This window comes from Desulfuromonadaceae bacterium (genome assembly GCA_019429445.1).
In the GTDB taxonomy this organism is placed as follows: Bacteria; Desulfobacterota; Desulfuromonadia; order Desulfuromonadales; family JAHYIW01; genus JAHYIW01.
The window spans coordinates 43,004-66,701 of record JAHYIW010000019.1; the positions used below are offsets into that span (position 1 = coordinate 43,004).

25 protein-coding genes and 1 pseudogene are annotated in these 23,698 nt (G+C 57.0%); 14 read left to right on the plus strand and 12 right to left on the minus strand.

What is annotated here, in order from left to right:
• Window positions 1-52 precede the first annotated feature (52 nt).
• The 3 genes from serA to K0A93_09155 are packed head-to-tail and all read left to right on the plus strand — an operon-like array spanning window position 53 to window position 4,224.
• Window positions 53-1,615 carry a phosphoglycerate dehydrogenase gene (serA, locus tag K0A93_09145; protein ID MBW6512256.1) on the plus strand — a complete coding sequence of 521 codons (1,563 nt, stop codon included), beginning with the start codon at window positions 53-55 and terminating at the stop codon, window positions 1,613-1,615.
• A gap of 13 nt (window positions 1,616-1,628) precedes the next feature.
• Window positions 1,629-2,909 carry an ATP phosphoribosyltransferase regulatory subunit gene (hisZ, locus tag K0A93_09150; GenBank protein ID MBW6512257.1) on the plus strand — a complete coding sequence of 427 codons (1,281 nt, stop codon included), beginning with the start codon at window positions 1,629-1,631 and terminating at the stop codon, window positions 2,907-2,909.
• Between the two features lie 22 nt (window positions 2,910-2,931).
• A complete protein-coding gene (locus K0A93_09155) occupies window positions 2,932-4,224 on the plus strand; it encodes an adenylosuccinate synthase (protein ID MBW6512258.1) in 1,293 nt (430 codons plus the stop codon).
• A gap of 127 nt (window positions 4,225-4,351) precedes the next feature.
• Here the strand turns inward: K0A93_09155 and trxA are convergent, their stop codons facing one another.
• From trxA to K0A93_09195, 8 genes are all read right to left on the minus strand, one after another.
• Window positions 4,352-4,681 (minus strand): thioredoxin, encoded by a 330-nt coding sequence (gene trxA, locus K0A93_09160; GenBank protein MBW6512259.1) that lies wholly within the window; start codon window positions 4,679-4,681, stop codon window positions 4,352-4,354.
• 111 nt (window positions 4,682-4,792) lie between these two features.
• Window positions 4,793-6,172, minus strand: coding sequence for an MFS transporter (locus K0A93_09165; protein MBW6512260.1), 1,380 nt, complete (start codon window positions 6,170-6,172; stop codon window positions 4,793-4,795).
• A 9-nt stretch (window positions 6,173-6,181) separates the two neighbouring features.
• Window positions 6,182-7,012 carry a c-type cytochrome biogenesis protein CcsB gene (ccsB, locus tag K0A93_09170; GenBank protein ID MBW6512261.1) on the minus strand — a complete coding sequence of 277 codons (831 nt, stop codon included), beginning with the start codon at window positions 7,010-7,012 and terminating at the stop codon, window positions 6,182-6,184.
• A 15-nt stretch (window positions 7,013-7,027) separates the two neighbouring features.
• Window positions 7,028-8,407: a cytochrome c biogenesis protein ResB gene (locus K0A93_09175; GenBank protein MBW6512262.1), complete on the minus strand. Its 1,380-nt coding sequence runs from the start codon at window positions 8,405-8,407 to the stop codon at window positions 7,028-7,030.
• Between the two features lie 172 nt (window positions 8,408-8,579).
• A complete protein-coding gene (locus tag K0A93_09180) occupies window positions 8,580-9,674 on the minus strand; it encodes an AAA family ATPase (GenBank protein MBW6512263.1) in 1,095 nt (364 codons plus the stop codon).
• A gap of 117 nt (window positions 9,675-9,791) precedes the next feature.
• Window positions 9,792-11,633, minus strand: coding sequence for a UbiD family decarboxylase (locus tag K0A93_09185; protein ID MBW6512264.1), 1,842 nt, complete (start codon window positions 11,631-11,633; stop codon window positions 9,792-9,794).
• A gap of 123 nt (window positions 11,634-11,756) precedes the next feature.
• Complete coding sequence (locus K0A93_09190; GenBank protein MBW6512265.1) at window positions 11,757-12,185, minus strand: type II toxin-antitoxin system VapC family toxin; 429 nt, start codon at window positions 12,183-12,185, stop codon at window positions 11,757-11,759.
• Complete coding sequence (locus K0A93_09195; protein ID MBW6512266.1) at window positions 12,173-12,403, minus strand: AbrB/MazE/SpoVT family DNA-binding domain-containing protein; 231 nt, start codon at window positions 12,401-12,403, stop codon at window positions 12,173-12,175. Before K0A93_09195 ends, K0A93_09190 begins: the two co-directional genes overlap by 13 nt.
• 491 nt (window positions 12,404-12,894) lie before the next feature.
• Here K0A93_09195 and K0A93_09200 point away from each other — a divergent pair, with 491 nt between their 5' ends.
• Window positions 12,895-13,062 carry a hypothetical protein gene (locus K0A93_09200; GenBank protein ID MBW6512267.1) on the plus strand — a complete coding sequence of 56 codons (168 nt, stop codon included), beginning with the start codon at window positions 12,895-12,897 and terminating at the stop codon, window positions 13,060-13,062.
• Here K0A93_09200 and K0A93_09205 read toward each other — a convergent pair.
• A complete protein-coding gene (locus K0A93_09205; protein ID MBW6512268.1) occupies window positions 13,041-13,268 on the minus strand; it encodes a winged helix-turn-helix transcriptional regulator in 228 nt (75 codons plus the stop codon). The two genes, K0A93_09200 and K0A93_09205, sit on opposite strands and share 22 nt — an antisense overlap.
• A gap of 86 nt (window positions 13,269-13,354) precedes the next feature.
• On the opposite strand from K0A93_09205, the pseudogene K0A93_09210 reads away from it, so the two are divergent.
• Window positions 13,355-13,498: pseudogene (locus K0A93_09210) on the plus strand (DUF4372 domain-containing protein).
• Between the two features lie 127 nt (window positions 13,499-13,625).
• On the opposite strand, the gene K0A93_09215 reads toward K0A93_09210, so the two are convergent.
• Entirely contained in the window at window positions 13,626-14,141 is a 516-nt protein-coding gene (locus K0A93_09215) for a winged helix-turn-helix transcriptional regulator (protein ID MBW6512269.1), read from the minus strand.
• A gap of 19 nt (window positions 14,142-14,160) precedes the next feature.
• Between K0A93_09215 and K0A93_09220 the strand changes: the two genes are divergently transcribed.
• The 9 genes from K0A93_09220 to K0A93_09260 all read left to right on the plus strand — a co-directional run bounded on the left by K0A93_09220 (window position 14,161) and on the right by K0A93_09260 (window position 21,629).
• Complete coding sequence (locus tag K0A93_09220; protein MBW6512270.1) at window positions 14,161-15,156, plus strand: YhdH/YhfP family quinone oxidoreductase; 996 nt, start codon at window positions 14,161-14,163, stop codon at window positions 15,154-15,156.
• A gap of 111 nt (window positions 15,157-15,267) precedes the next feature.
• Window positions 15,268-16,050 (plus strand): enoyl-CoA hydratase/isomerase family protein, encoded by a 783-nt coding sequence (locus K0A93_09225; GenBank protein MBW6512271.1) that lies wholly within the window; start codon window positions 15,268-15,270, stop codon window positions 16,048-16,050.
• Between the two features lie 180 nt (window positions 16,051-16,230).
• The gene (locus K0A93_09230) at window positions 16,231-16,533 is read left to right on the plus strand and encodes a hypothetical protein (protein ID MBW6512272.1); all 303 of its coding nucleotides are present in this window, start codon (window positions 16,231-16,233) and stop codon (window positions 16,531-16,533) included.
• On the plus strand, window positions 16,524-17,156 hold the full coding sequence (locus K0A93_09235; protein ID MBW6512273.1) for a histone deacetylase family protein: 633 nt from the start codon (window positions 16,524-16,526) through the stop codon (window positions 17,154-17,156). The genes K0A93_09230 and K0A93_09235 overlap by 10 nt, the downstream gene beginning before the upstream one ends.
• A 269-nt stretch (window positions 17,157-17,425) precedes the next feature.
• Window positions 17,426-18,508, plus strand: a complete 1,083-nt coding sequence (locus K0A93_09240) for an ATP-grasp domain-containing protein (protein MBW6512274.1) — start codon at window positions 17,426-17,428, stop codon at window positions 18,506-18,508.
• Window positions 18,483-19,490: an ATP-grasp domain-containing protein gene (locus tag K0A93_09245; GenBank protein MBW6512275.1), complete on the plus strand. Its 1,008-nt coding sequence runs from the start codon at window positions 18,483-18,485 to the stop codon at window positions 19,488-19,490. The genes K0A93_09240 and K0A93_09245 overlap by 26 nt, the downstream gene beginning before the upstream one ends.
• Window positions 19,491-19,495: 5 nt before the next feature.
• On the plus strand, window positions 19,496-19,960 hold the full coding sequence (locus K0A93_09250) for a GNAT family N-acetyltransferase (protein ID MBW6512276.1): 465 nt from the start codon (window positions 19,496-19,498) through the stop codon (window positions 19,958-19,960).
• Window positions 19,961-19,984: 24 nt separating this feature from the next.
• Complete coding sequence (locus K0A93_09255; protein MBW6512277.1) at window positions 19,985-21,094, plus strand: KamA family radical SAM protein; 1,110 nt, start codon at window positions 19,985-19,987, stop codon at window positions 21,092-21,094.
• 25 nt (window positions 21,095-21,119) lie between these two features.
• On the plus strand, window positions 21,120-21,629 hold the full coding sequence (locus tag K0A93_09260; GenBank protein ID MBW6512278.1) for an MgtC/SapB family protein: 510 nt from the start codon (window positions 21,120-21,122) through the stop codon (window positions 21,627-21,629).
• 7 nt (window positions 21,630-21,636) lie between these two features.
• Here the strand turns inward: K0A93_09260 and K0A93_09265 are convergent, their stop codons facing one another.
• Both K0A93_09265 and K0A93_09270 read right to left on the minus strand, forming a co-directional pair.
• A complete protein-coding gene (locus K0A93_09265) occupies window positions 21,637-22,305 on the minus strand; it encodes a cupin domain-containing protein (protein ID MBW6512279.1) in 669 nt (222 codons plus the stop codon).
• The gene (locus tag K0A93_09270; GenBank protein MBW6512280.1) at window positions 22,280-23,425 is read right to left on the minus strand and encodes a hypothetical protein; all 1,146 of its coding nucleotides are present in this window, start codon (window positions 23,423-23,425) and stop codon (window positions 22,280-22,282) included. Before K0A93_09270 ends, K0A93_09265 begins: the two co-directional genes overlap by 26 nt.
• Between the last annotated feature and the right edge of the window lie 273 nt (window positions 23,426-23,698).

Genomic DNA, 23,698 nt, shown 5'->3' on the forward strand with positions numbered 1-23,698 from the left:
AACGGGGACCGTTGTGACTGCTGTGAAATCGAAAAAAGTACTTGTTGCCGACATGTTTTCGCCGGAAGGTCTGCGGGTCTTCGAGGCGGCCGAGGGCATTGATCTCGATTATCGCCCGGAGCTTACCGCGCAGGAGCTGTGCGTTGCTGTTGCCGACGCTGAGGCTCTGGTCGTCCGGGGTGGAACTCAGGTTGACGCTGCTGTCATTGAGGCGGCATCACAGCTGAAAGTCATTGCCCGCGCGGGGATCGGCGTTGATAACGTGGATATGGCCGCGGCCAACCGGCGGGGGGCGGTTGTCATGAATACTCCGTTCGGCAGCACGACGACGACGGCGGAACATACCCTGGCCATGCTCCTGGCGCTGGCCCGGCAGATTCCTGCGGCGAGCAACGCCACCAAGAGTGGCCGGTGGGAAAAAAATCGTTTCATCGGGGTCGAGGTGGCAGGGAAAACCCTGGGGATCGTCGGTGCCGGAAAGATCGGGCGACTGGTCGTGGAACGTGCGCTGGCCCTCAAGATGAAAGTCCTGGTCTATGATCCGCACCTGTTTGAAAAGGTCGTTCGACAGATGGGGGCCGAGCAGGTCGAGTTCGATGAACTCCTTGCGCGCAGCGATTTTCTCAGCCTGCATATTCCGCTTAACGCCGAGACGGCCAATCTGCTTGATGCCGAAACCCTGAACAAGGTCAAACCCGGCTGCCGGATCATCAATTGCGCGATCGGCGGGTTGATCGACGAGCAAGCCCTGGCCGCGGCAATTCGTTGCGGACACATTGCCGGGGCGGCGCTTGACGTTTTTGCCCAGGAGCCTCCGGCAACGGACAATTCGCTACTGGCGCTGGAGAACGTGATTTGCACGCCGCATCTGCGGGCATCGACTGTCGATGCCCAGATTAACGTGACCGTACAGGCGGCCGAACAGGTTGTTGAGTTTTTGACCCGGGGGGTGATTGTTAACGCGTTAAACGTACCTTCCGTGCCGACCGATCTGCTGGAAAAACTGCGTCCCTACGTCGAGTTGTGCGAACGTCTCGGCACATTTGAGGCGCAGGCTTGTGGCAAAGGGATACAACGGGTTGAAATTGAGTTTGCCGGACAGGTGACAGAGCATCCCCTTGAACCGCTGACGATGGCGTTACTGAAAGGGCTGCTGACGCCGATGCTCGGCTCGGCGGTCAACTTTGTCAATGCCCACCATCTGGCGCGGGAACGTGGCATTCGGGTGGCTGAAACACGCAGCGATATGTCCGAAGGTTATGCCAGCCTGATCCGCTTGACGGTTTACGGGACGGAGGGAAGTTCCGCGGTGTGGGGAGCACTCTTTCGTGAAAACGATTACCGGATCGTCCAGGTCGACGGTTATCCGGTCGAAGCCGCACCGGATGGGCACATTTTGATGTTGCGCAACGATGATCGTCCAGGGGTGGTTGCCTATGTCAGCCGTCTATTGAGTGAAGCTCAGGTCAATATTGCCATGATGAACCTTTCCCGACGCAAGATTCAGGGCAAGGCGGTCTCGTTGATCAACGTTGACAGTCCGATCCCTGAAACGGTGCTTGAACAGTTGCGTGCCCATGAATATATTCGGAGCGCGACCCAGATAATTTGCTGAAAAATAAATCTCTATGCTGATTGACCCACTGGAAACAATGCTCCCTCGGGGAGTGAAAGATTTTTTGCCTGTCAAGGCGGCGAAGATTGAATATCTTGATCAATCTCTGCGCCGCGTTTTTGACCAATGGGGGTTCCGGCCACTGATGCCGGCCGCGCTGGAATATCTGCATGCGCTGGAGCGTGGTCTCGGTATCGGTCTGCGTGAAAAGACCTTCCGCTTTGATGATCGGCAGAGTGGTAAACTGGTCGCTTTCTCCCCCGATATGACTCCGCAGGTCGCGCGCATCGTCGCGACGCGCATGCGTGATTTGCCGCTGCCGCTGCGGCTGCGTTATTCCGGAAGGGTTCTGCGTCACGCCGAGCAACAGTCGGGGAAAGACCGGGAGATTTTTCAATCCGGGGTCGAACTGATTGGTCTTGACAGCCCCGAAGCCGATGCCGAGATGATTGCCATCGCCGTCAGTGCCCTTCAGTCCGTGGGGGGGCGCAACTTCACCATCGATATCGGTCAGGTCGAATTCTATCGGGGGGTTGTTGCTGACCTTGAGCTGGATGCCGGACAGAGCGTTGCCCTTCAGGATGCGATTGCGCGAAAGGATACGTCCGGTTTGCATAGGTTGCTGGAGGAGTCGACGCTCAACGATCAGGCACGTGAGGAGATTGCTGCCTTGCCGCGTCTTTTCGGGGGGCGGGAAGTGCTTGAACGGGCGGAGCGGACGGTGACGAATGACCGTTCTCGACGAGCGCTTGACAATCTGGCGCAGGTTCTCGATGCCCTTGACAGTTACGGCATTGACGACCACATCACCCTTGATCTGGGCGAACTGCGCGGATTCGACTATCACACTGGAATTACCTTCCAGGGTTTTCTCGGCAAGATGGGGCGGGCGGTCTGTTCGGGAGGGCGCTACGATGGACTGACTGCACGTTATGGGCACCCGACACCGGCAACCGGCTTTACCTTCAATCTGCTGAATCTGCTCTTTGCCCTGGACCGGAAACTGGATGGCCCGGCTACGGTAAAAACCGATGTGTTGATCGTGTCGCGCGGGGTGCCAAAAAACAGCTCGCGGGCGTTGGCGCATGAACTGCGCAAACGCGGGTACTCGGTTGCCCGTGAACTTCTTGACCGTGATTATGCAACATCTCTTGACTATGCACGTAAATTGAATTATCGCTATGTACTGGTTATGCATGCTACTGCGCCTCACATGCAATTGCTGTCATTGTCCGACAATTCGGAACGACAGCTGACACGCGAGGCATTGCTCGACGGGACCGTCGAGCTATAACTCCGATCGGGAGAACAAACGAATGGCAAATGTAGTTATTGTTGGTGCCCAATGGGGCGATGAAGGCAAAGGGAAAGTTGTCGATATTTACACCGAGCATGCCGATGATGTCGTGCGCTTTCAGGGCGGGAACAACGCTGGACACACCTTGGTGGTCGGCGATGAGAAGACCATCCTGCATTTGATACCGTCCGGCATTCTGCACCCCGACAAGCGGTGTCTGATCGGCAACGGTGTTGTTGTCGATCCGCGCGTCTTCATCAAGGAAATTGAGAACCTGAAAAAACGCGGTTATCTCAAGGATGACAGTCAGTTGGTGATTGACGGCAATGTCCATATCATCATGCCTTATCATATTGCTACCGATCTCGCTCGTGAGGAAAAAAAGGGCGACAAAAAAATCGGCACGACGGGGCGTGGTATCGGTCCCGCCTATGAGGACAAGGTTGCTCGTCGGGGAATTCGCCTCTACGACCTGGTGCGACCGGAGACGTTTGCGCGAAAACTCAAAGAAGTATTACCGGAGAAAAACTTTTATCTGGAGAAGTTTCTCGGCAAGTCACCGCTGGACGAAGCGGCGATTATCGAGGAATACACTGAATACGCGCGGACGCTGGAGCGTTATCTCGGCTGTGTTTCGACCTTGCTTGACAAGAGTGTCAAAGCGGGGCGGACTCTCCTTTTTGAAGGTGCGCAAGGCGCGCTGCTCGATATCGATCATGGCACCTACCCCTTTGTCACCTCCTCCTCGACGATTGCCGGCGGCGCCTGCATCGGGGCAGGAATCGGTCCCCGTCAGCTTGAACAGATTATCGGTATTTCCAAGGCTTACGTGACCCGGGTCGGAGGCGGTCCGTTCCCCACCGAGCTGGAAGATGAGATGGGGGATCAGTTGCGGAATATCGGGCAGGAATTTGGTTCAACGACAGGCAGACCCCGCCGTTGCGGCTGGTTCGACGCCGTTGCCCTGCGCGAGGCGGTGCGTACCAGCGGGTTGACCGGATTGGCGATCACCAAGCTGGATGTCCTGAACGAACTGGCGACAATCAAGGTCTGCACCGCATATTCGTACAATGGACAGTTGCTGGAGGATTTCCCGCGGGACTTTGAGGTGCTTAAGGAGTGTAAACCGGTCTATGAGGAAGTTGAAGGCTGGCAGTGTGACATTTCCTCGGCAACAACCGAAGCTGACCTGCCGCAGAAGACGAAAGATTATCTGAAAAAAATTGAAGAAGTGACCGACTGTCCGGTTGTTCTGGCTTCAGTCGGACCGCGTCGTGACCAGACTGTTCAGCTGAGCAATCCCTTCGCCTGACGTCGCCCGGCAGCAAGATTGATGGCTTAGCCACTTAATTCTTTTTTGCGAGTGCAACAAGATTAAAAGAGCCCGGACGATCACTCGTTCGGGCTCTTTTTCTGAATCAATTTTCGTAAGTAAATCCCTACAGCACCTTCTGCAACAGAGTTTCAAGCTGGCTCTTCGGAACGGCTCCGACAACCTGATCAATCACCTTGCCGTCCTTGAACAGAATCAGGGTTGGAATGCCGCGCACCCCGAACTGCCCCGGAGTGGCAGGATTTTCATCAACATTCAATTTGCCAATCTTGACCTTGCCTTCATAGTCTTCCGCAAGACCGTCGATCATCGGGCCGATAGCTTTGCAGGGGGCGCACCACGTGGCCCAGAAATCAACCAATACCGGCACGGTAGACTTAAGCACATCCGCTTCAAAAGAATCGTCAGTTAATTGCACGACTTTGTCGTTTGCCATGATACTTCTCCTTTACTGATACACGTAAAAAGAATGAATTCTACCCGCCAATCATAAGAACCCCGACGGCAAAATGCAAGTTGATTGTTGCTCTTTTGCAGGGCTGAATAGTTATGGTTTGCTGCGTCGGCCAGCCAAAAAATACCACAACGCGGCAAGGAGTTGCAGTCCCAGAATGACCCCGAACCCGGCACTGTAGCCGTGTGGAGAGTAGTTCCCGGCGATCACTGGCCACTGGTTGATAATGATGCCGGTCACCCATTGCGCCACAAATGCAGCACTGAAAACAAGCAGGTTAAGCCCGGTATTGGCCCGTCCGCTGAGGTGCCTCGGAAAGGTCTGGGAAAGAGCTGCATAAGGGAGGATGCAGGAGGCCCCGAAGAATCCGAACCCCCACCAGAGGAGCGACGTCAAAGACGTGATGCGCAGAACAAGAAAAAACTGGATAATGGCGAACAAGCCCATCCCTGCCGCAGCAACATTCATTGACGCAATGCCCTGGCGGCCCAGTCTGGTCGCCAGGGTTCCGAAAACAAAGTAGCCGCAGATCATGGCCAGCGCCACGCCCATCAACGTGTTGGCGATTGTCATCGCATCGTAGCTGGCCACATCCCGCAGCCATGGACCCGACCAGAGACCGTAGATCGACAGGTAGGCGGCTTGTCCGGTCACTGCCCAGGGGGCAATACGCCAGAAGGTCCGATCAGTAAAGACCTCGCCGATCCCGGTTAGCTGTTCACGCAAGGTTTCCCCGCTACCGGGAAAATTTTTTTCCGGCACAACCAGCCAAACGATGAATGCGACGATCAGGGTTAAAACACTGATCGTCAGGAAGACGCCGCGCCAATCGGTATACGCCAGCGCACTCGCGACCGGGACGGTGGCGACCAGTGCCCCCGCCCCGCCGGAAATCATCTGTACGCCGTTGACGAATGGCAGGCGTTGCGGTGGAAACCAAAGGGTAAACGCTTTAAATGCCGCCATCAGGCAAGCCGAAACCCCCAGACCGATCAAGGCGCGCCCGATCACCAAACCACCCAGACTTTCGGCTCGCGCGAAAACAAATGCTCCGAGCGCGGCAAAGAGCAACAGCGCTGCTTCAACCCGGCGCGGTCCGAAGCGATCAAGCAGGACACCGAGGGGCAGCTGAAACGCAGCAAAAGTGAGGAGATAGGTCGCGGTCAGCAAGCCGAGATCGGCCGGGGCGATGCCGAGTTCATGCGTTAGCTCAGGGGCAATGACCGCATTGATGGTGCGAAACAGGTAGGAGACGAAATAGCCCAGCGCAAAGGGGAGAAAGACTCTGAGCAAAGTGCTGATCGGGATCGATTGTTGTGCTGGTTTCCAGGTTTGCATGATCAGGCAATGATGGCGGAAGGAGAGGCTGGTGGCCAGTAAAAAATAGCGGCAAGGGGTGTTGTGCAGAGGTGTGCTCGTCGCAACGTCGAACACCCCCGACAATGCATCGGGGGTGTTCGACGTGAAGCACAACAGTAAAAGTCAGCTCCCGTAAGAATGCAGTCCGGAAAGCACCAGGTTAACGCCGAGGTAGCAGAAGATCGTTGCCGCAAAACCGAAGATCGATAACCACGCAGCCCGTTTTCCCGCCCAGCCGCGGGTAAAACGCGCATGCAGGAATGCCGCGTAAATAAACCAGACGATCAGACTCCAGGTTTCCTTGGGGTCCCAGCTCCAGTAGGTTCCCCAGGCATAGTTCGCCCACGCTGCCCCGGTAACGATGCCGAGGGTCAGCAGCGGGAAACCGATCATGATCGACTTGTAGTTGATGTCGTCAAGCACCTTGCTGGAGGGGAAAATACTGAAAAATCCACTCTCCTGGTTTTTGTTGACGATAAGCAAATACATGATCGACGCGCCGCAGGCCACGGCGAAAGCTGCGTAGCCGAGGAAGCAGGTAATGACGTGATAGGTCAGCCAGTTGCTCTGCAGTGCCGGAACCAGTGGTTCAATCGCATCGTTAAGTCCCAGCTGCGCCCAGGTCATGCCGAGAAACGCAAAAGGCATAACGAAAGCACCGATGGCCCGCTGACGATATTTCAGGTCCATCAGCAGATAGATGAACAGAATTGACCAGGAGAAGAACACGATCGATTCATACAGGTTCGACAGGGGAGCCTGGCTGTAACCCATGGCGCGCCCTTCGAACCAGCGCAGGGTAATCGCTGCAGTATTGGCAGCAAAGCCGGCCCACGCAACGATTGTCGCGGTCAGCGCAATGACGCGGCTGCGGGTAACCAGATAAGCGATAAAAAGGATCATCGCCACGAAGTAGCCGATTGTGGTGAGGTTAAAGAGTTGCACACTGGTCATCGGTAAAATCTCCTTCTATTTCTCGCCCACAGGGGCGTTCAAGGTGGAATTGATTGCGGTGGTCAGTTCGTCCAGATAAAGGTCAAAGGCGGCGCGGTTGCGGTGGGTCGTTCCACCGAAGCGCACGGTGCAGCCGTTACCCCGCGCGACAATGGCTATCCAGATGCGGCGGTGGGCAAGCATGAAAGCGGCCATCGAGCCGAAAATCATCAGGAAGCAGCCTGTCCAGACAACCCAGACGCCCGGATCTTTTTTAACTTGCAGACCGGTGTATTGTAACTCGTTATACTCCAGCAGGGCGAAAGCGTAGTCGCCGCCGCGGCGGGCATCGAATTCCGGGTGACGTTGGAAGACAACGAAGGGGTTACCATGCTTGCCGTCCGGGGTGTTGACATGCATCTGCACCGCCGGGCCGAACCCCTGATACTCGGCAGCGTAACCATTGACCGCGAACGATCCTCCGTTGGGCAAGGGGATATGATCACCTTCCTGTCCGGTGACAATCTGTCCGCTGCCCCCCTTGGGAGTAACGCGCATTTTAAACGTTGCCGCTCCGGCCGAACCGTAACTCGATTGATAGAAGGTGATGCCTTTGTAGGATAACGGGTCGTTGACGACGATCTTGCGGTTACTGATCACCTCCTGGCCGTTGTCGATAACGTCCAGTACGCTGGCAAACTCCTTGGGGCGTTGTCCTCCCTCGTAAAAAGTCACCGAGAAATCATCGCAGCGTACCTCGAAGCCGAGTTTGAGCGGATTTTTTTCGCCTTGTTTCCAGACCTGGTCAACGGAAGTGCCCTCGACGATATTGACGTAAGCCTTGAATCCCCAGATATTACCGATAATCGCCCCGATAAAGATCAGCAGGATCGAAAAGTGGGTGACATAGACACTGAACCGCGCCCAGGGCATCTTCTGCGCAAACAGGTGAATCGTTCCGTCCGCTTCGGTTGTTTTCGCCTTGGCAAAGCGCTCGCCCAGCAGGTTGCTCAACCGTTCACGTGCCTGATCAGGACTCAGTTTGCTGTCAAACGTTGCCGCCCCGGTGAGGCTTTTAAAATAACTTTCGTCGGGGGTAAGCGGCGGATTGTTGACTGACGTGATGATCTGCGGGAGACGTTTGATCGAACAGGAGATCAGGTTCATGCAGAAGAGGAACAACAGGCCAAGGAACCACCAGGCGTGATACATGTCAATAATCTGTAACTTCTCAAAAACATTTGTCAGATTTTCACCATAAACCCGAATATACTCCCCGCGAGGTTTGTTCTGTTGAATCACCGTGCCGATGATCGAAGTCACTGCCAGTGAAATAAGGCAGAAGATGGTGAGCTTGAGTGAACAGAAAAAATCGGCAACTTTTTTTGCAAATGTGGTTTCTTTTTGATTTGCCAAGGAAAACTCCCATTGTTTCAAGGATGTCAAGGGTTGTCAGGATCGCTGCTTCAGGCGGATGCTTCGCTGTTGATTAACCCATAGGTTGAAGCAGCCCAAATATTATCGATGGAAACTTAATGCAGATTGCAAGCCAATTCAAGCAGATTCGACATCATTGTCTGTGCAGCGCTCAATCGAGCAAGGCATCAATGGCATCAAAATCAAAACGCTTTTCAGCCAACTCCTTGACCAGTGAAATTTTGTGGGTATCCTCAACGGTCAGCTTGGAAACATCTTCCTTGATAATTTCAAAGACCGAGGTCGAGGTTCGTCCGGCGCGCATGAAAGGGATGCCGCTGCGGAGCACGATCTTGTTGGTAATATCGCTGGGATCGCCACGACCGGGAATAATGATGCCGACGATTTTTTTGCGATATTCATCTAGCTGATACAGGTTGGCCAGCGTTACCAGCAGCTCATCGCGGCTGCTGTTGACAATAATCAGCGTTGAATCCTTGAGCAATTCCGCGACGCGCTGGGTCGCGGCCGCGCCGATCTGGACATTGTGGACAATCCGCTGGGCCTCCTCCGCCGTAGCCCGCAGCTCGATCTCCAGGACATTGGCGATGCGTTGCAGCGTCGGGTCGGCGAGGGTCGGCTGGAAGTTGAAGCCGCCGATTACTTTGAACGACTCGTCAGCAAACGCCCGGTTGAGGTAGTCAAGGGTGCGTTCACGTTTTTCGGCGATGATCTTGTTGATCAACACCGCGGCGACCGGCACCTGTTCTTTTTCAAAGAGCGCCAGATTCATGTGCACCGCGTCGACGACATTTCCCAGCCCCCCCCCGGCCACCATCAACACCTTGGCACCAGCGGCCCTGGCAATGCGGGCATTGCCGAAGCCAAGCACCGACCCGACTCCTGAGTGGCCCGCCCCCTCGATAATGAGAAAGTCACATTTGGCGTCAAGGGCGGCAATGGCCGCGAGGATATCGGCGCGGATGATCTCCATGTTCAGGGCACCATCAAAAAACCGCCGGGTATCGCCTGGGTGAAGGACAAACGGGGACATCAGCGGCAGGTCCGCTTCCAGACCGAAAACGCGGGCCATGACAATGGCATCTTTATCGGCACTGATGCCGTCAAACACCGCCGGTTTTGGTCCGATCGGTTTGATGAACCCGACGCGCCGGTATTTTTTTCGCGCCATGTGCATCAACGACAGTGAAGTGGTGGTTTTACCGCTGTTCTGGCCGGTAGCGGCGATGAAGATTTTGCGCGCCATGGATCTTTCCTCACTCGGCGAAGGCCGGTCAAAAGATAACCGAATCAGTCTAACAAAGGTTTGTAAAATAACGCAAACTGAAAATACTGAAGCTGTACCGCAGCGGACAACTGGAAATCAAATCACCCCGTGCAACACCCCGCCCGATCCTCCCAACGCATCGACCTTTTTCTCAATCGCCGGGTCATCGATCAACGGCGGTGCATGATGCGGCTTGAGGCGGGCATCGATCACCAGTGACCCTTTGCAGCCCCAATGTTTACAGCGGGTGAAAGCGTCGATACCGTAGAGATCAACCGCCGGGTTGGAACGGGTGAAGACGGTCCAGAGCAGGTTCCCCAGCGTGCGGGCAACGAATGCGCTGTCGTCGACGATGACAATCAGCGGCATCCGGTTGATGCTATCGGCGGCGATGTAACAGCGGGTAAAGATGTCGAGGAGCGCATCGGCGTGACCGCGGCGGGTGGTGCAGGGGGGGCCTTCGATGGCGAGGATGCCGGGGAAGGCGACGCGCGGGGCGCTGAACCCTTCCGGCAGACCGAGGTCGCTCGGCAGTTCGATCGGCAGTTCACGTCGCGCCGGGCCGGTGGCGGCAATCACAACTTTGGACCCGGCGTTGAGGGCGGTGCCGGAATAATCGAGGGTGTCGATCGTGGTTTCGGTCTGAAAATGCAGGTCACGGCGCCAGTCGACGCGTTGCAGAATGTGGCGCAAAAAAGCGCCGATGTCATGGATATCGAGGGCGGGAGCGTCCTGTTCGGCGGCGATCAACAAATATTTGGCGAGGGAGAGTTGCCCCTGGCCGAGGATCGCGTTGGCCTGGGTCAGCAGCTCACGGGGGCGGCGCTCTGCCTCGTAGGGGGCGTAGCGCTCGCTGCCGATAGCGAGGAGCAGCGGGTGAACCCCGGCGGCGTCAACAGCGTGAACCGCCTTGACCCCCGGCAGCACGTCGGGGATCAGCGGGCCGGTCAGCTCATGGATGAAGGCGCCGAAGGTGGTGTCTTCCTGCGGCGGACGCCCGACGGTGGTGAAGGGCCAGATCGCGCCGGGACGATGATAGACGTGGTCGACGGTCAGCACCGGAAAGTCGTGGGTCAGACTGTAATAACCGAGATGGTCGCCGAACGGGCCTTCCGGTTTGGTGCGTAGCGGGTCGATCGTGCCGCAGATGCAGAAATCGGCTTCCGCCGGAATCGCCAGACCGTTCGCCCCGCTGATGGTGCTCAGCCGCCGCCCGCCGAGGAGTCCGGCAAACGCCAGCTCGGGCATCCCCTCCGGGAGCGGCATCACCGCAGCAACGGAGAGGGCCGGTGGGCCGCCGACGAAGATATTGACCTTGAGTGGCTCGTTGCGCTCAATCGCGGCGGCGTGATGGACGCCGATACCGCGATGGATCTGATAGTGGAGCCCGATTTCATGATTCGGTCGGTAGTCGTTGCCGGAAAGCTGCACCCGGTACATGCCGAGGTTGGACGCACGCAAACCGGGACGGCGCGGATCTTCCGAATAGACCTGTGGCAGGGTGATAAAGGCACCGCCGTCGTCGGGCCACGAGACGACGTGCGGCAGTTGGTCGATAGTCGTCTGGTGACCCAGAATCGGCCCGCCAGAGACCTTGTGCGGCAGCAGATGCCAGGCCCCGCGCGGTGCCCTGAACAGATCCTCGGGATGCTTGAGCAGGTGCATGGGGTTGAGTTTCAGGTCAACCAGGGTGCGAATGGTGGCGAGGGTGTCGCGAAACAGGAAACGGGCGCGCTCCAGCGTACCAAAGAGGTTGCCAAGGAGCGGGAAATCGCTGCCGATGACATTGGTGAAGAGAAGCGCCGGGCCCTGCGCCTGATAGACGCGGCGCTGAATCGCCCCCGCCTCCAGAAGAGGATCAACGGGGGTGTCGATGCGAATTAATTGGCCATGCCGCTCAAGGTCGGCGACAGTTTCCTGCAGATTGCGATAGCCCATCAGATACCATTCCTCATTGGTTTCAATCCTTGTTGTGCGGCTTTCCTGTAGACGGAGCAGTGCAAACGGTTCCGCTCTTAGTCCTCAGGGACTTTCATAACCGGCTTGTTTTCCTGCCGACACTTAGTCTTGTCCGAGAAACAGACGGATCTCAATCAGGGACTCATCCACCTTCTTGAACCCATGGTCGTTGGTGTAGAAGATCGTCGCGTTGGCATGAGTTGCGCTGGCCAGATGTAATGCGTCCGGGGTCTTCAGTCCGTAGTCGGCTCGATAGCGGGCAGCTCCGGCGGCGGTGGACTCAGCGATCGGGACCAGATGAAGATTCGGGAAATTTTGCAGGGTGCGAATCAATTTAATCGCGTCCTGCCCCCGGCCCGCCCGGTACAGCGGTACGAGCAGTTCAGTGAGTGCCAGCATGGAAACGACAGCCTGGTACTCACCGGCCTCGATCTTCTCAAACAGATCCGCGACCCTCTTGAAGTAGTTCGGATGCCTCTCAAGATAGTAGACGAGGACACAGGTGTCCAGCCCGATGGTCACCGATCCCATTGATCACGCTCCTGCCGCAGCTCGTCAGCGTAGCCGCTGAAGATATGCGCTGGCTGCTCAAGCAATTGGCTGGCATACGATTTTACAGCCTTGTCAATGATCGCCTTGCCGTCAACCACACTCACTTCCAGTTCGTCCCCGGCATGGAGACCGAGTTGTTCGCGTACACTGCTCGGGATGACGATCTGGTTTTTGCTGCTCAGTTTTACCAGTGGCATAACGCACCTCCCCATAAAGCCCTTTACGTTATTGTAAAGCGCTTCCGGTTGAAAAACAAGAGGGTCAGTAAGTTTCAGGAAGCAAGTCCGTAAGCTTCGCTGCGAACAGATATTGGCACATTAGAGTTGGAAATACGAAACCGCTGGTCCTCGCTAGGAGGAAAGCAGCGGTTGGTTCTATTCTCAATGTTGATTTTCGGGTTTGGCGTTCTGCATTCGTCTTGCTGGATTTCATCCATCCCCAAATTCCAACTCGCTGGTTTTTACAGCGCCTGCATTCGTTAAAAATTCCGCTTGGTCGTCAGTCAATGTGCAGACCTGACAATGCGTTCTGGGGACAGTATACGCAACCCTCGCATTTCAATTCAATAAACTGTTTGAATGCATAAGTATCAGAAAGAGGAAGCCTCCTGGTGGCAAGATAGCTATCATATAGCTGCTGGACCGAGATGGTCTCGCCCAGAATCTTTGCCAAAGAACAGGAGGCTCCCATGCAATCTATTTACTACATCGGACTGGATATTCACAAGAAAATCATCGCATTCTGTATCAAAGACCAGATGGGAAATCTCGTTAGCCAAGGAATGATTGATGCTAATCGAGAGGATGGGGTTGGTGATTTCAACGGTCTGGATTCTCATTCCAGTACCTCCCAGTGACCACCTTTTTTGGGGCCGACATAGCGCAGCTTTCCGGCATCAACCAGTTTGGCGCTGGATCGTTCAACGGCGCTAACCGATTTACCAATGGTGGCCGCCACCTCGGCCAGGGTGGAACTCGGCGTTTCCCGGAGGACTGCCATGATCAGGTCGGACGTTTTTACCGGCGTTTTTACTGAACCTTCAATCAGGTCCAGTTCTTCCACGGGGCGCCGATGGATGATTGTCGTAAACAGGCAGCCGTCATGGTCATCTATAAAGTCGATAGCGGACCACTTCTCCAGCGCCCGCTATGTACACCGGCAAACTCGTTTTCTCCCAGGTAATGGAGCATCTTCCGCTCCACGTTTTTCATCAATGTGTCAATCGTTACAATGGCAATTTCAAGGTCAAGGAGTTTACCTGTCTCGACCAATATTTCTGTATGGCCTTCGCCCATAAAATGTTGGGGCACCCACGATTTTAAACGTTTCTTTCCTCGCTGGCAGAGGAAAAGCATAAATTTCATGGCCCCCCGAATAGCCCGGCCCATTATGCCACAGGGTGATCTACTGCGCCAGCCGCTATGCGTCTGCTTGGGGGGTAGAGAAGCCCTTTCCCCATTCGCACATCATGTGCAGAATCGGCTGCAAACTGCGGCCGCTGTCGGTCAGCGAATATTCGACGCGCGGCGGAACCTCGGCGAAGACTTCGCGGTGAACGACGCCATTGCGTTCCAGCTCGCGCAGCTGCTGGGTGAGCATTTTCTGGGTGATGCCGGGGAGGCGGCGGCGTAGTTGACTGAAGCGGAGGGTCTTGAAAGTCAGCTGCCAGAGGATCACCGCTTTCCATTTGCCACCGATAACATCGAGGGTAACGGCGACGGTGCAGCGATAATCGCCGGCAGCTTGACCGTCGTTCAGTTCTACCGGCTGACAGAGAATTTGCTTCACGTTGGTCTCCAATAGTATCTTTAAAGATACTACCAAACTAAAAAGTAGGTACTTGACTAATAGATATAATGTTCCTAGGGTGAGGCACAAGTCAATACCGTTGTTGCGTTTAGGTGTAAATCTGTTTAACGCGTCAAGCACATTCATCTTTAGGCAGGAGGATACTATGGCGATTCCGTTCAAGGCCATGCTGGTCGAAGAATCCGCACCAAAAGTTTATACCCGTTCGATTGTCGAGCGCACGACCGATGATCTGCCTCCGGGCAAGCTGCTGGTGCGGGTGCGCTACTCGTCGTTGAATTATAAAGATGCACTTTCGGCGATCGGCAACAAAGGGGTTACGCGCAATTATCCGCATACTCCAGGGATTGACGCTGCCGGTGATGTGGTTGAGTGCAGCGATGACAGTTTTGTCCCAGGTGACGAAGTGGTGTTGACCGGCTTTGACCTCGGCATGAATACGCCCGGCGGTTACGGCCAATATGTGCGTGTCCCTTCGACCTGGGCGCTGAAAGTGCCTGAAGGATTGACTGCCCGTGAGTGCATGATGATCGGTACGGCGGGGTTTACCGCCGGGCTCTCGGTGCTGCGGTTGACCCATCTGGTCAAGCCGGAGGACGGCGAAATTCTGGTTACCGGGGCGACTGGCGGAGTCGGTTCGGTGGCGGTGGCGATTCTCGGCAAGCTTGGTTACACTGTTGTTGCGGCAACGGGCAAGGCGACGGAGGCCGCGTTTCTCAAAAGTCTCGGTGCAACTGAAGTCATCGACCGCGCGGCGGTCCTTGCCGGGCAGGAACGGCCGATGCTCAAGGAGCGCTGGGCGGGGGTGATCGATTGCGTCGGTGGCGACACCCTGGCGACGGCGCTCAAGGCGACCAGATATGGCGGGGTGGTGACCTGCTGCGGACTGGTCGGTTCCCCCGATCTCAACGTCAACGTCTTCCCCTTCATTCTGCGCGGCGTCCGCCTGATCGGGATCGATTCGGTTGAGTGTCCGCTCAAGCCGCGGCACAAGGTCTGGGACAAACTGGCGGCAGAATGGAAACCGGCCCAGCTGGAAGCGTTGACCAGCGAGTGTGGTCTGGGTGAACTTGATGACAAAATCGCTGCGATCCTCAAGGGAGGGTTGCGCGGCCGGACTTTGGTTAATCTCGACAAATAGGTTTTTACCACCCGTTCGCGTTGCTCACTGAAGAGCACAAAGCACACGAAGATTTTTCTTTTTCTTCGTGTGCTTCGTGGTGAAACTCTTTAAAGAAAATCAGGAGCGAATATGAACTACAAAAATTTTCAGGTTGCAATCGATGGCCGCGTGGCCAGCGTGACGATTGACAATCCCAAGGCGCTCAATGCCATGTCACAGCCGATGATGGAGGACTTTGGGCGCATCATGACGGAGCTTGCCGGAGCGACCGACGTCGGCGCGATTATCCTCACCGGGGCCGGGGAAAAGGCCTTCATGGCGGGGGGCGATATCGCCGGGATGCAGCCGCTGGGCGCTTTTGAAGCGCGCGCGGTCGCGCTCAAGTCACAGGATATTTATCGCCAGATTGAGGGCTGCGCAACCCCGGTGATCTGTGCAATCAACGGCTATGTCCTGGGGGGTGGCTGTGAGCTGGCGATGTGCTGCGATATCCGTATCGCCGCCGAGCATGCCCGGTTCGGGCAGCCGGAAATCAAGATCGGCATCATCCCCGGCTTCGGCGGCACGCAGCGGCTGGCGCGGCTGGTCGGCCTCGGTGCGGCGCGTAAAATGATCTACACCGGCGAGATGATTGACGCCGCCGAGGCGCTACGCATCGGTCTGGCGGACATCGTCGTTCCGGCGGCCGAGCTGATGAGCGAAGCCCGGAAATTGGCGGCGTCAATTGCCGAAAAAAGCTCCGTCGCCATCGGCCTGGCGAAACAGGCGATCAATAACGGCTATTCGATGGATCTCAATCGCGCCTGCGCCTACGAGGCCGAGCAGTTTGGGCTGTGTTTCGCGTCCTATGATCAGAAGGAAGGGATGCTCGCCTTTCTGGAAAAACGCCCGGCAAAATTTGAACATCGCTGAGCGGTAAAAAATCAGCAACGCAGGGGCCGTTCCGGATGGGGCGGTCCCTGTTTTTTTTTGCAGACGCGTGAGGAGTTCGGTCACAGTTGACAGGTGACAAAATGCGGTTATAAGGATGAGGGGCTTACCAACGGGCAACGGTTACATCTGGCGGCTATTTCTCCCCTGAGAGGTATTGACATGTTTCGGATCCGCCGTATTTACGATGACCTGCGTCCGGTCAACCAGGCAGCTTTCAGCCAGATTCGCCAGATTCTTCGCGAGCAGTTTCCGCTCCTTGCCCAGCGTGATATCGACAAGATTCCCGAGCTGCTGCACAACCCGCGCAAACAGGGGTTTCGTTCGGTTCTTTATGTGGCCGAGGACGGGCGTCAGCGGGTGCAGGGGTTTGCCCTGCTTTCGCATGAAGCGGATCTGAAGTTCTGCTTTCTCGATTACATCAACGCCTGGAAGGCGACCAAAGGTGCGGTCGATTGTGCCTGACCGCCGCGACGCTGTTGCTGGAGGGGTTTCGCCTGGCTTACGCGCTGGTGCGTCCGCCGGGGCATCATGCCGAGCGGCGCACGTTCGGCGGTTTCTGTTATTTCAATAACGCCGCCATTGCTGCACATTTTCTGACTGATTTCGGGCGGGTCGCGATTCTCGATATCGACTATCATCACGGCAATGGCCAGCAGGTCATTTTCTATCAGCGCAGCGATGTGCTCACCGTGTCGTTGCACGGTCATCCCCGTTTTGCCTACCCCTGTTTCAGCGGTTTTGAAGACGAGATCGGCGAGGGGGAAGGCAAGGGCTTCAATCTTAACCTGCCGCTGGCAGAGCAGCTCACCAGCGACCATTATCGGCTTACCCTGGCCAGGGCGATTAAACAGATTGAGCGTTTCAAGCCTGACTATCTGGTGGTCTGCGTCGGTTTCGATACGGCCAAGGGCGATCCGACCGGAAGCTGGAGTTTAAACGCCGCTGATTTTACGCTGATCGGAGAGCAGATCGGGCGGGTAAAATTGCCCACATTGCTGGTTCAGGAAGGCGGCTATCGCACCCGCAGTATTGGCGTCAACAGCCGCAGTTTTTTTAGTGGAATCTGGAGCGGTTTTTTTACCTGAATTTTGCCGATGATTTTTTTGCAAGCACTCGATATATATAGTGTTTTTTTGGGTCGTTTTTTTCTGTTGACAAGCCAAAAACAGCGGCGTATAGGAGCAGATAGTTAATGGCGTTCAGGGGTCGGAATCCACGACATGCCCGCTGAAAAAGTTAACCCCTTACTACCAGCCGCACGCCACAAGGCGGTTCGGCCCTGAAGACGCCATGATCCTCTTCCTGCGGGAAGAATTCTGTTCAAGCAGCTGGACGATTTTACGGGGTTAACACCATGCATATTGCACTTTCCTTCAACCTGAAGGACGCTGCGGACAATCTCAACGAAGATACGGCCGAACCTCCGTCGGAACCTCCTGAGCTCCCCGCCGCCGATCTCTACGCCGAGTGGGACGACGTTCACACCATCCAGGCGGTCGCAGCCGCCCTGGTGACACGTCATCAGGTCTCTCTGGTCGAGGCCAATCTGGACGCGTTTGAACGCTATCGGCAGCTGAAGCCCGATCTGGTTTTCAATATCGCCGAAGGGTTGCACGGCACCAGCCGTGAAGCGCAGATCCCGGCCATCCTTGATCTGTTGCAGATCCCTTACACCGGCAGCGACCCGCTGACTCTCGGTCTGTGCCTCGACAAACGCCGTACCAAGGAAATCCTCTCTCACCACGGTATTGCGACGCCGCGCTTCAGCGTCGTCCACTCCCTGCTGGAGATCCCCTCCCGGTTACGTTATCCGCTGATCATTAAACCCACGCTGGAAGGATCGAGCAAAGGGGTCACCGATAAAGCCCTGGTGCGAAACCGGCAGGAATTGATCCGCCAGCTTACATGGGTTCTGGATACCTATCAGCAACCGGCGCTGATCGAGGAGTTCCTCCCCGGTCGCGAGTTCACCGTGGCAATGATTGGCAACGGATCCAGCTTGACGGTTCTGCCGATTGTGGAAATCAATCTGGATATTCTGCCCGCCGGAGTTCAGCCGATCTATTCCTATGAAGCCAAGTGGCTGTGGGATCAGGAGGAGGATCCGTTGCAGATCTTTACCTGCCCGGCGGCCCTTGAACCGCTGTTGCGCATGCAGATTGAAGAACTGTGCAAAGCGGCCTTCAACGCCCTCGGCTGTCGTGACTGGTGCCGGATTGACGTCCGTCTTGATGCCCAGGGGCGTCCACAGGTGATCGAACTCAACCCGCTGCCAGGCATTCTGCCCCGTCCAGAGCAGAACAGTTGTTTCCCCAAAGCGGCGCGGGCATTCGGGCTGTCTTACCCTGAGATGATCCTGGCAGTGGTCGATGCCGCTGGTGAACGGCTGGCGTTACCCTCCTGGGGGGTGGATGATGCACGTTGCCGTATGCTTTAATCTTGTTCCTCACGTTGCCGCTCGCGGTGAGGCGATCGATCGCATTGCCGAGGAAGGTGCGGAGCTGGAAGCACAGGCGGTTGCCGCAGCGCTGACCGAGCTGGGGCACCGTCCCGTACTGGTGCCGCTGGGTGACGATATCACGGCCTTTGCAACCGAATTGCGCCGTAACCGGCCCGCGCTGGTCTTTAATCTTTGTGAAGCGTTCTGGGGCGACAGCCGCAAGGAAATGCACGTCGCGGCGCTTTATGACCTGTTGGGGCTCACCTTTACCGGTTCGACGGCGCTCGCGCTTGGCCTGACCCAGGACAAGGCGCGCACCAAGGATCTTCTCGCCAGACATCAGTTGCCGACCCCCAAATATCATGTGGTCAAACTCGGTGAACACTACCCCCGCATCAGAGATATGCTCTACCCGCTGATCGTCAAGCCGCGTTGGGAAGACGCGTCGCAGGGGATTACCAACGAAAGCGTGGTCGAAAATGAGCGTGAGCTTCACGTCCGGATCGACTACATCCATCGGGTCTATCAACAGGGGGCGCTGGTCGAGGAATTCATCGACGGGCGCGAGATCAACGCCGCCATCATCGGTAATGGCCCCCATGAGGTGCTACCACTCTCCGAAATCCAGTTTCACCCCGATCTGGTGCGCCCGATTGTCAGTTATGAAGGGAAATGGCTGGAGCAGGATCGGCAGTATCAGTTGACGGTGCCGATCTGCCCGGCCCCGTTGAAGAATCGCAGTGCCATGTTGCTGCGCGATGTTGCCCTGCGCGCCTGCAAGCTGCTCGAATGCCGCGATTACGCCCGCGTCGATTTCCGCCTGCGCGACGGCATTCCCTATATTCTGGAAGTCAACGCCAATCCCGATATCAGCCCTGATGCCGGTCTGGCCCGCAGCGCCGGGGTGGCCGGATTGAGCTATCCGCAACTGATTGAACGTATTTTACAGTTTGCTAGCAAACGCCAACCAAGAGGTTAATATCCATGCGAAAACTGAGACGCGATGACATCCCCCAGATTGAAGAGATCCTCGTGGCCACCGATGCTTTTACCGACGAGGAAATTGCGATTGCCCTCGAACTGCTGGAGACGGTGGTTGCCACCCCGCAACAGCAGGACTACGCGGTCGTGGTGAATGAAATCGGCGAGCATGTCGCCGGTTACGCGCTCTTTGGACCCGTGCCGCTGACCGTCGGAAATTATGATCTGTACTGGATTGCGGTTGATCCGGCGCGGCAGGGGAGCGGTGTCGGACGGCGGCTGATGAAGTACGTTGAAGATGTTGTGCGGCAGCGCGGTGGCCGCATGCTCTGCCTGGAAACCTCTTCTCAAGGGGGCTACCAACGCACCCGCCAGTTTTACGAGCAGGGCGGCTATGTCGAGGAATCGCGGATTCGTGATTTTTACAAGCCGGGCGATGACCGCCTGACTTATGTTAAACGCTTCTGATCGCGCCAAAGGAGAGCGACAGCGATGGAGACGTGGCAACGATTGTTGCAAAGAAGTGTGACCAGACCGGGCGATCTGACGCGCCAGTACGGCATTGATTCGCGTCCGCTGGAGGCGGTGGCTGAACAGTATCCGATGCGGGTCAATCCGTATTACGCCAGCCTGATCAAGTCGGTCGATGATCCGATCTGGCGGCAGGCGGTGCCGTCGGTGCAGGAAGTGCAGGATATGGTCTGTCCCGCCGATCCGCTCGACGAGGAAAACCAGAGTCCGGTACCGAATCTGGTGCATCGTTATCCGGATCGGGCGCTCTTCCTGGTCTGTTCCGAGTGCGCCATGTATTGCCGCTTCTGTACCCGCAAGCGCAAGGTCGGCGGCGAGCATATGGTCGTCAACCGGGAAACGATCGTAGCGGGGCTGGACTACCTGCGCGCGCACACCGAAATTCGTGACGTGATTGTGTCCGGCGGCGACCCGTTGCTGCTCTCCGACGAGAAGCTCGACTGGATCCTTGGCGAACTGCGCGCCATCCGGCACATCGAAATCATCCGCATCGGCAGTCGCGTGCCGGTGGTACTGCCGCAGCGCATCACCCTGGGGTTGATTCGCGTGTTGCGCAAGTACCATCCGCTCTATATCAATACGCACTTCAATCATCCGGACGAGATCACCGCGACTGCCGCCAAAGCCTGTGCCCGGCTGGCCGACATCGGTATCCCGCTGGGGAACCAGACGGTGCTACTGCGCGGCGTGAACGACACCCCGGCGGTGATAAAGCTGCTGATGCAGAAGCTCCTCGCCATTCGCGTTCGCCCCTATTACATCTATCAGGCGGATATGGTGCAGGGGACCGACCACTTTCGCACCAGTGTCGAAGAGGGGATCGAGATTATCCGTGCGCTGCGCGGGCACACCTCCGGTCTTGGCGTACCGGCTTACGTGATCGACGCCCCCGGTGGTGGCGGCAAGATACCGCTGTTGCCCGACTACCTGCAAAGTATCGGCGCTGAGGTGGTGCTGAAAAATTATCGCGGTGACACCTACACCTACACCAATACCAGCCCGCCCGTCCCGGTCATCGAACCGTTACAGGTTGTGCAGGCGGGCAGACGGCGCATTCGCCATCACCCCTGACGGTCATCGAGAAAGACCTCAACCAATGATCGATACGACCGTATTCCTGCAACTGGACCAGGCGATCACACCGCTGCACTGGAGCGGTCTGCTGACTACCTTTATCTGCGGTGGCATCGTCGGTCTCGAACGACAACTGTGTGGCAAACCGGCAGGAATCCGGACCAGCACACTGATCTGTATGGGCACCTATATCTTTGTGGTCGCGGGGGTGTCGATTGCCGGAGAGATGGGCGATCCGTCACGGGTGATCGGGCAGGTGGTCACCGGCATCGGGTTCCTTGGTGCCGGGGTTATTCTGACCCGCGAAGGCGCGGTGCTGGGAGTGACCTCGGCGGCGACCATCTGGGTGCTGGCAGCGATCGGGGTGCTCGCCGGAGAGGGGCGCAATGTTGCCGCGATTGTTGCCGCCGTGTTGACTGTCGGGGTTCTGGTCGGGGTCAATATCCTCGAATCGGTGTTCATCAGTCTGCAACGCGGCGTTCACGGACATATTCAGAAATTGCGTCGCCGCGGGGATGACGCGGGGAACTGAAGCGGTTTTATTCCGGGATGAAGTGCAGTGCCAGCCAGAGCGTATCGGCCTCGGGGGCGGTCCAGTCAACACGATGCCGCAGACCCGCCGGTAACAGGAGCTGATCGCCGGGGGCAAGAGTGCACGGTTTTGCATGATCAAACGCCAGCCGTGCGCCCCCGCAAAGAAGGTACACCCATTCCGGGCGCTCCTGTTGATACCAGCTGCCGGGCGCCGTGGCGTGGCCGCGTGACACGATCCGTTCGAGCAGAAAATTATCTGTGGCATAGAGCGGATCAAAATGCTCGTCCGGCAAATCTGCCGGAATTTCTGCACATAGGTTGTTCAGCGGTACGTCGAGCGGATAGGTGGTCGGCACATTGCAGCTGAGTAACAGCAACGCCTGCTCCTGATCGTTGCTGATGGCGTGAATCGTCCCCGCCGGAATGGTCCAGATCCCCCCCGCTTCAATCCGTTGCCTTGTCGTTCCAATGAGCACATCCCCCCCCCCGGACAGAAAGATAAAGATGTGTCCGTAATGATCGCTGTGCGGGGCAAAGCCGCCACCCGTATCGATGCGGGTCAGGGTGACCCGGATCGGCGCGGGGCAGAAGGTATACCCGTAAACCCCCTGAGTAACGTCCGGTCGAACCGGGCGGAACAGTTTTGGGTCAAGCAGGAATTGTGACGTCAGCATGAGGAGCCTCCGCTGTTATCTGCACCGCCGCGAATCCGCCCCCTTCGGTGCGCAGATTGGTCACCTGGCCGCGATAGAGGCGGGCGGTGAGGGCGATGATCTGGTCGCGTCGGGCAAAGAGGCGCAAGTCGGTTTTAAAGTTGCCGTCCGCCGTCGCTGTGAGCGATGGTGGGGCCAGCTGCTGGACCAGCGTGGTGGCGGGGTCAAGTTCGGCGAATTTCTTCCGCGACAACTTTTCGCCGGTGTAAACCCCCCGGCTGGCGTAGGCGTCAACCGGTTTGAACACCCGTTGCTTGCGCTGCTGCCAGCATTCATCCGGGTCAAGGTCGGCCAGCAGGTGTGCTTCCGGCACCAGCGTCGCGATGCGTCGTGCTGTTGCCGGTTCAAGCCCGGCCTGTTGCAGCCACGCCGCAGCGGACCAGCAGACCAGCCGTTCCTTGTCGCTGAGCAGCGCGAAGCCGCGCGGGTTGGGGGTGAGGCAGACGCTGCCGTTTAAGTACGCGGCGCGGATCTCCGCCAGCGCGGAACTTTTCAGGAGAAAATCACAATGGCGGTTATAGATCAGATCGATCTTTTGGCCGTCGTGGCAGAGACCATTGTGATCCGCGCTCAGCTGCGTCGGGTCAGTGATGACGACCTGACACCCCCGCGCACGAAACAGGGCGGCGAAGGCTTCCAGCTCCGGATAAAGAAACTGTTCCTCGGGGGTTTCGTCAATGATGGCGATGTGTTGTGGGACGGCGTTGGCCTCGTGTGAGCAGGCCGCATATTCGGCACAGAAGGCTGTCCAGAGGATCTGATCCAGCTCACCGAAGCGCACCAGCTCCTGACCGTGCATGGCACGCGCCGCCAGCAGCAGCCCTCCGGCGTTGCTGTTGACCTCAATCAGGCGCGGACCGTCGGCGGTGAGATGGAAATCGTAGCCGAGCAGCACCGCCTGCTGACCGGGATCGAATGCGGCGACCTCCGGTAGTCGGTCTGCGAGCAGTGCGTGGTAGCCGGGGAGGGTGCTCAGCCGGTCAAGGTCGCGAACCAGCATACGCATCTGATCATAATCGTTCTGACTGATGGTGACCTGATGGCGGCTGATGGCAGCGGAGAGGGTGGCGTCGGTAGTCATGATTTATGATGGCATATGCGCTGGTAAAAGGGAAGGTGTGAAGTTGGCAGATGCAGCCCGAGATTTCGTTCCGTTTGTTGATCATCTGGGTCTGCTCTCAGATCTACCGGAAACATAGCAGTAAATAGACGAGTCAGTATAAGATGACCGGGACGGGGCCTTTTCTTATGGGGCCCCGTTGGCGTTGAAAATTTCTATAGCCGGGTTTCATGGCGGCATCAATACAACACGCCCCGTTCGCTACGAAGACGCCGACAGGCACGGGGCGAAAAG

Coding starts and splice junctions, on each gene's coding strand:
- trxA (MBW6512259.1), bottom strand. CDS start 4,681: ATGGCAAACGACAAAGTCGTGCAATTAACTGACGATTCTTTTGAAGCG.
- serA (MBW6512256.1), top strand. CDS start 53: ATGTTTTCGCCGGAAGGTCTGCGGGTCTTCGAGGCGGCCGAGGGCATT.
- K0A93_09255 (MBW6512277.1), top strand. CDS start 19,985: ATGGAGACGTGGCAACGATTGTTGCAAAGAAGTGTGACCAGACCGGGC.
- K0A93_09195 (MBW6512266.1), bottom strand. CDS start 12,403: ATGCCACTGGTAAAACTGAGCAGCAAAAACCAGATCGTCATCCCGAGC.
- K0A93_09185 (MBW6512264.1), bottom strand. CDS start 11,633: ATGGGCTATCGCAATCTGCAGGAAACTGTCGCCGACCTTGAGCGGCAT.
- K0A93_09215 (MBW6512269.1), bottom strand. CDS start 14,141: ATGAATGTGCTTGACGCGTTAAACAGATTTACACCTAAACGCAACAAC.
- K0A93_09265 (MBW6512279.1), bottom strand. CDS start 22,305: ATGCTGACGTCACAATTCCTGCTTGACCCAAAACTGTTCCGCCCGGTT.
- K0A93_09180 (MBW6512263.1), bottom strand. CDS start 9,674: ATGGCGCGCAAAATCTTCATCGCCGCTACCGGCCAGAACAGCGGTAAA.
- ccsB (MBW6512261.1), bottom strand. CDS start 7,012: ATGACCAGTGTGCAACTCTTTAACCTCACCACAATCGGCTACTTCGTG.
- K0A93_09240 (MBW6512274.1), top strand. CDS start 17,426: ATGCATATTGCACTTTCCTTCAACCTGAAGGACGCTGCGGACAATCTC.
- K0A93_09225 (MBW6512271.1), top strand. CDS start 15,268: ATGAACTACAAAAATTTTCAGGTTGCAATCGATGGCCGCGTGGCCAGC.
- K0A93_09270 (MBW6512280.1), bottom strand. CDS start 23,425: ATGACTACCGACGCCACCCTCTCCGCTGCCATCAGCCGCCATCAGGTC.
- K0A93_09190 (MBW6512265.1), bottom strand. CDS start 12,185: ATGGGATCGGTGACCATCGGGCTGGACACCTGTGTCCTCGTCTACTAT.
- K0A93_09245 (MBW6512275.1), top strand. CDS start 18,483: ATGATGCACGTTGCCGTATGCTTTAATCTTGTTCCTCACGTTGCCGCT.
- hisZ (MBW6512257.1), top strand. CDS start 1,629: ATGCTGATTGACCCACTGGAAACAATGCTCCCTCGGGGAGTGAAAGAT.
- K0A93_09260 (MBW6512278.1), top strand. CDS start 21,120: ATGATCGATACGACCGTATTCCTGCAACTGGACCAGGCGATCACACCG.
- K0A93_09220 (MBW6512270.1), top strand. CDS start 14,161: ATGGCGATTCCGTTCAAGGCCATGCTGGTCGAAGAATCCGCACCAAAA.
- K0A93_09230 (MBW6512272.1), top strand. CDS start 16,231: ATGTTTCGGATCCGCCGTATTTACGATGACCTGCGTCCGGTCAACCAG.
- K0A93_09155 (MBW6512258.1), top strand. CDS start 2,932: ATGGCAAATGTAGTTATTGTTGGTGCCCAATGGGGCGATGAAGGCAAA.
- K0A93_09200 (MBW6512267.1), top strand. CDS start 12,895: ATGCAATCTATTTACTACATCGGACTGGATATTCACAAGAAAATCATC.
- K0A93_09250 (MBW6512276.1), top strand. CDS start 19,496: ATGCGAAAACTGAGACGCGATGACATCCCCCAGATTGAAGAGATCCTC.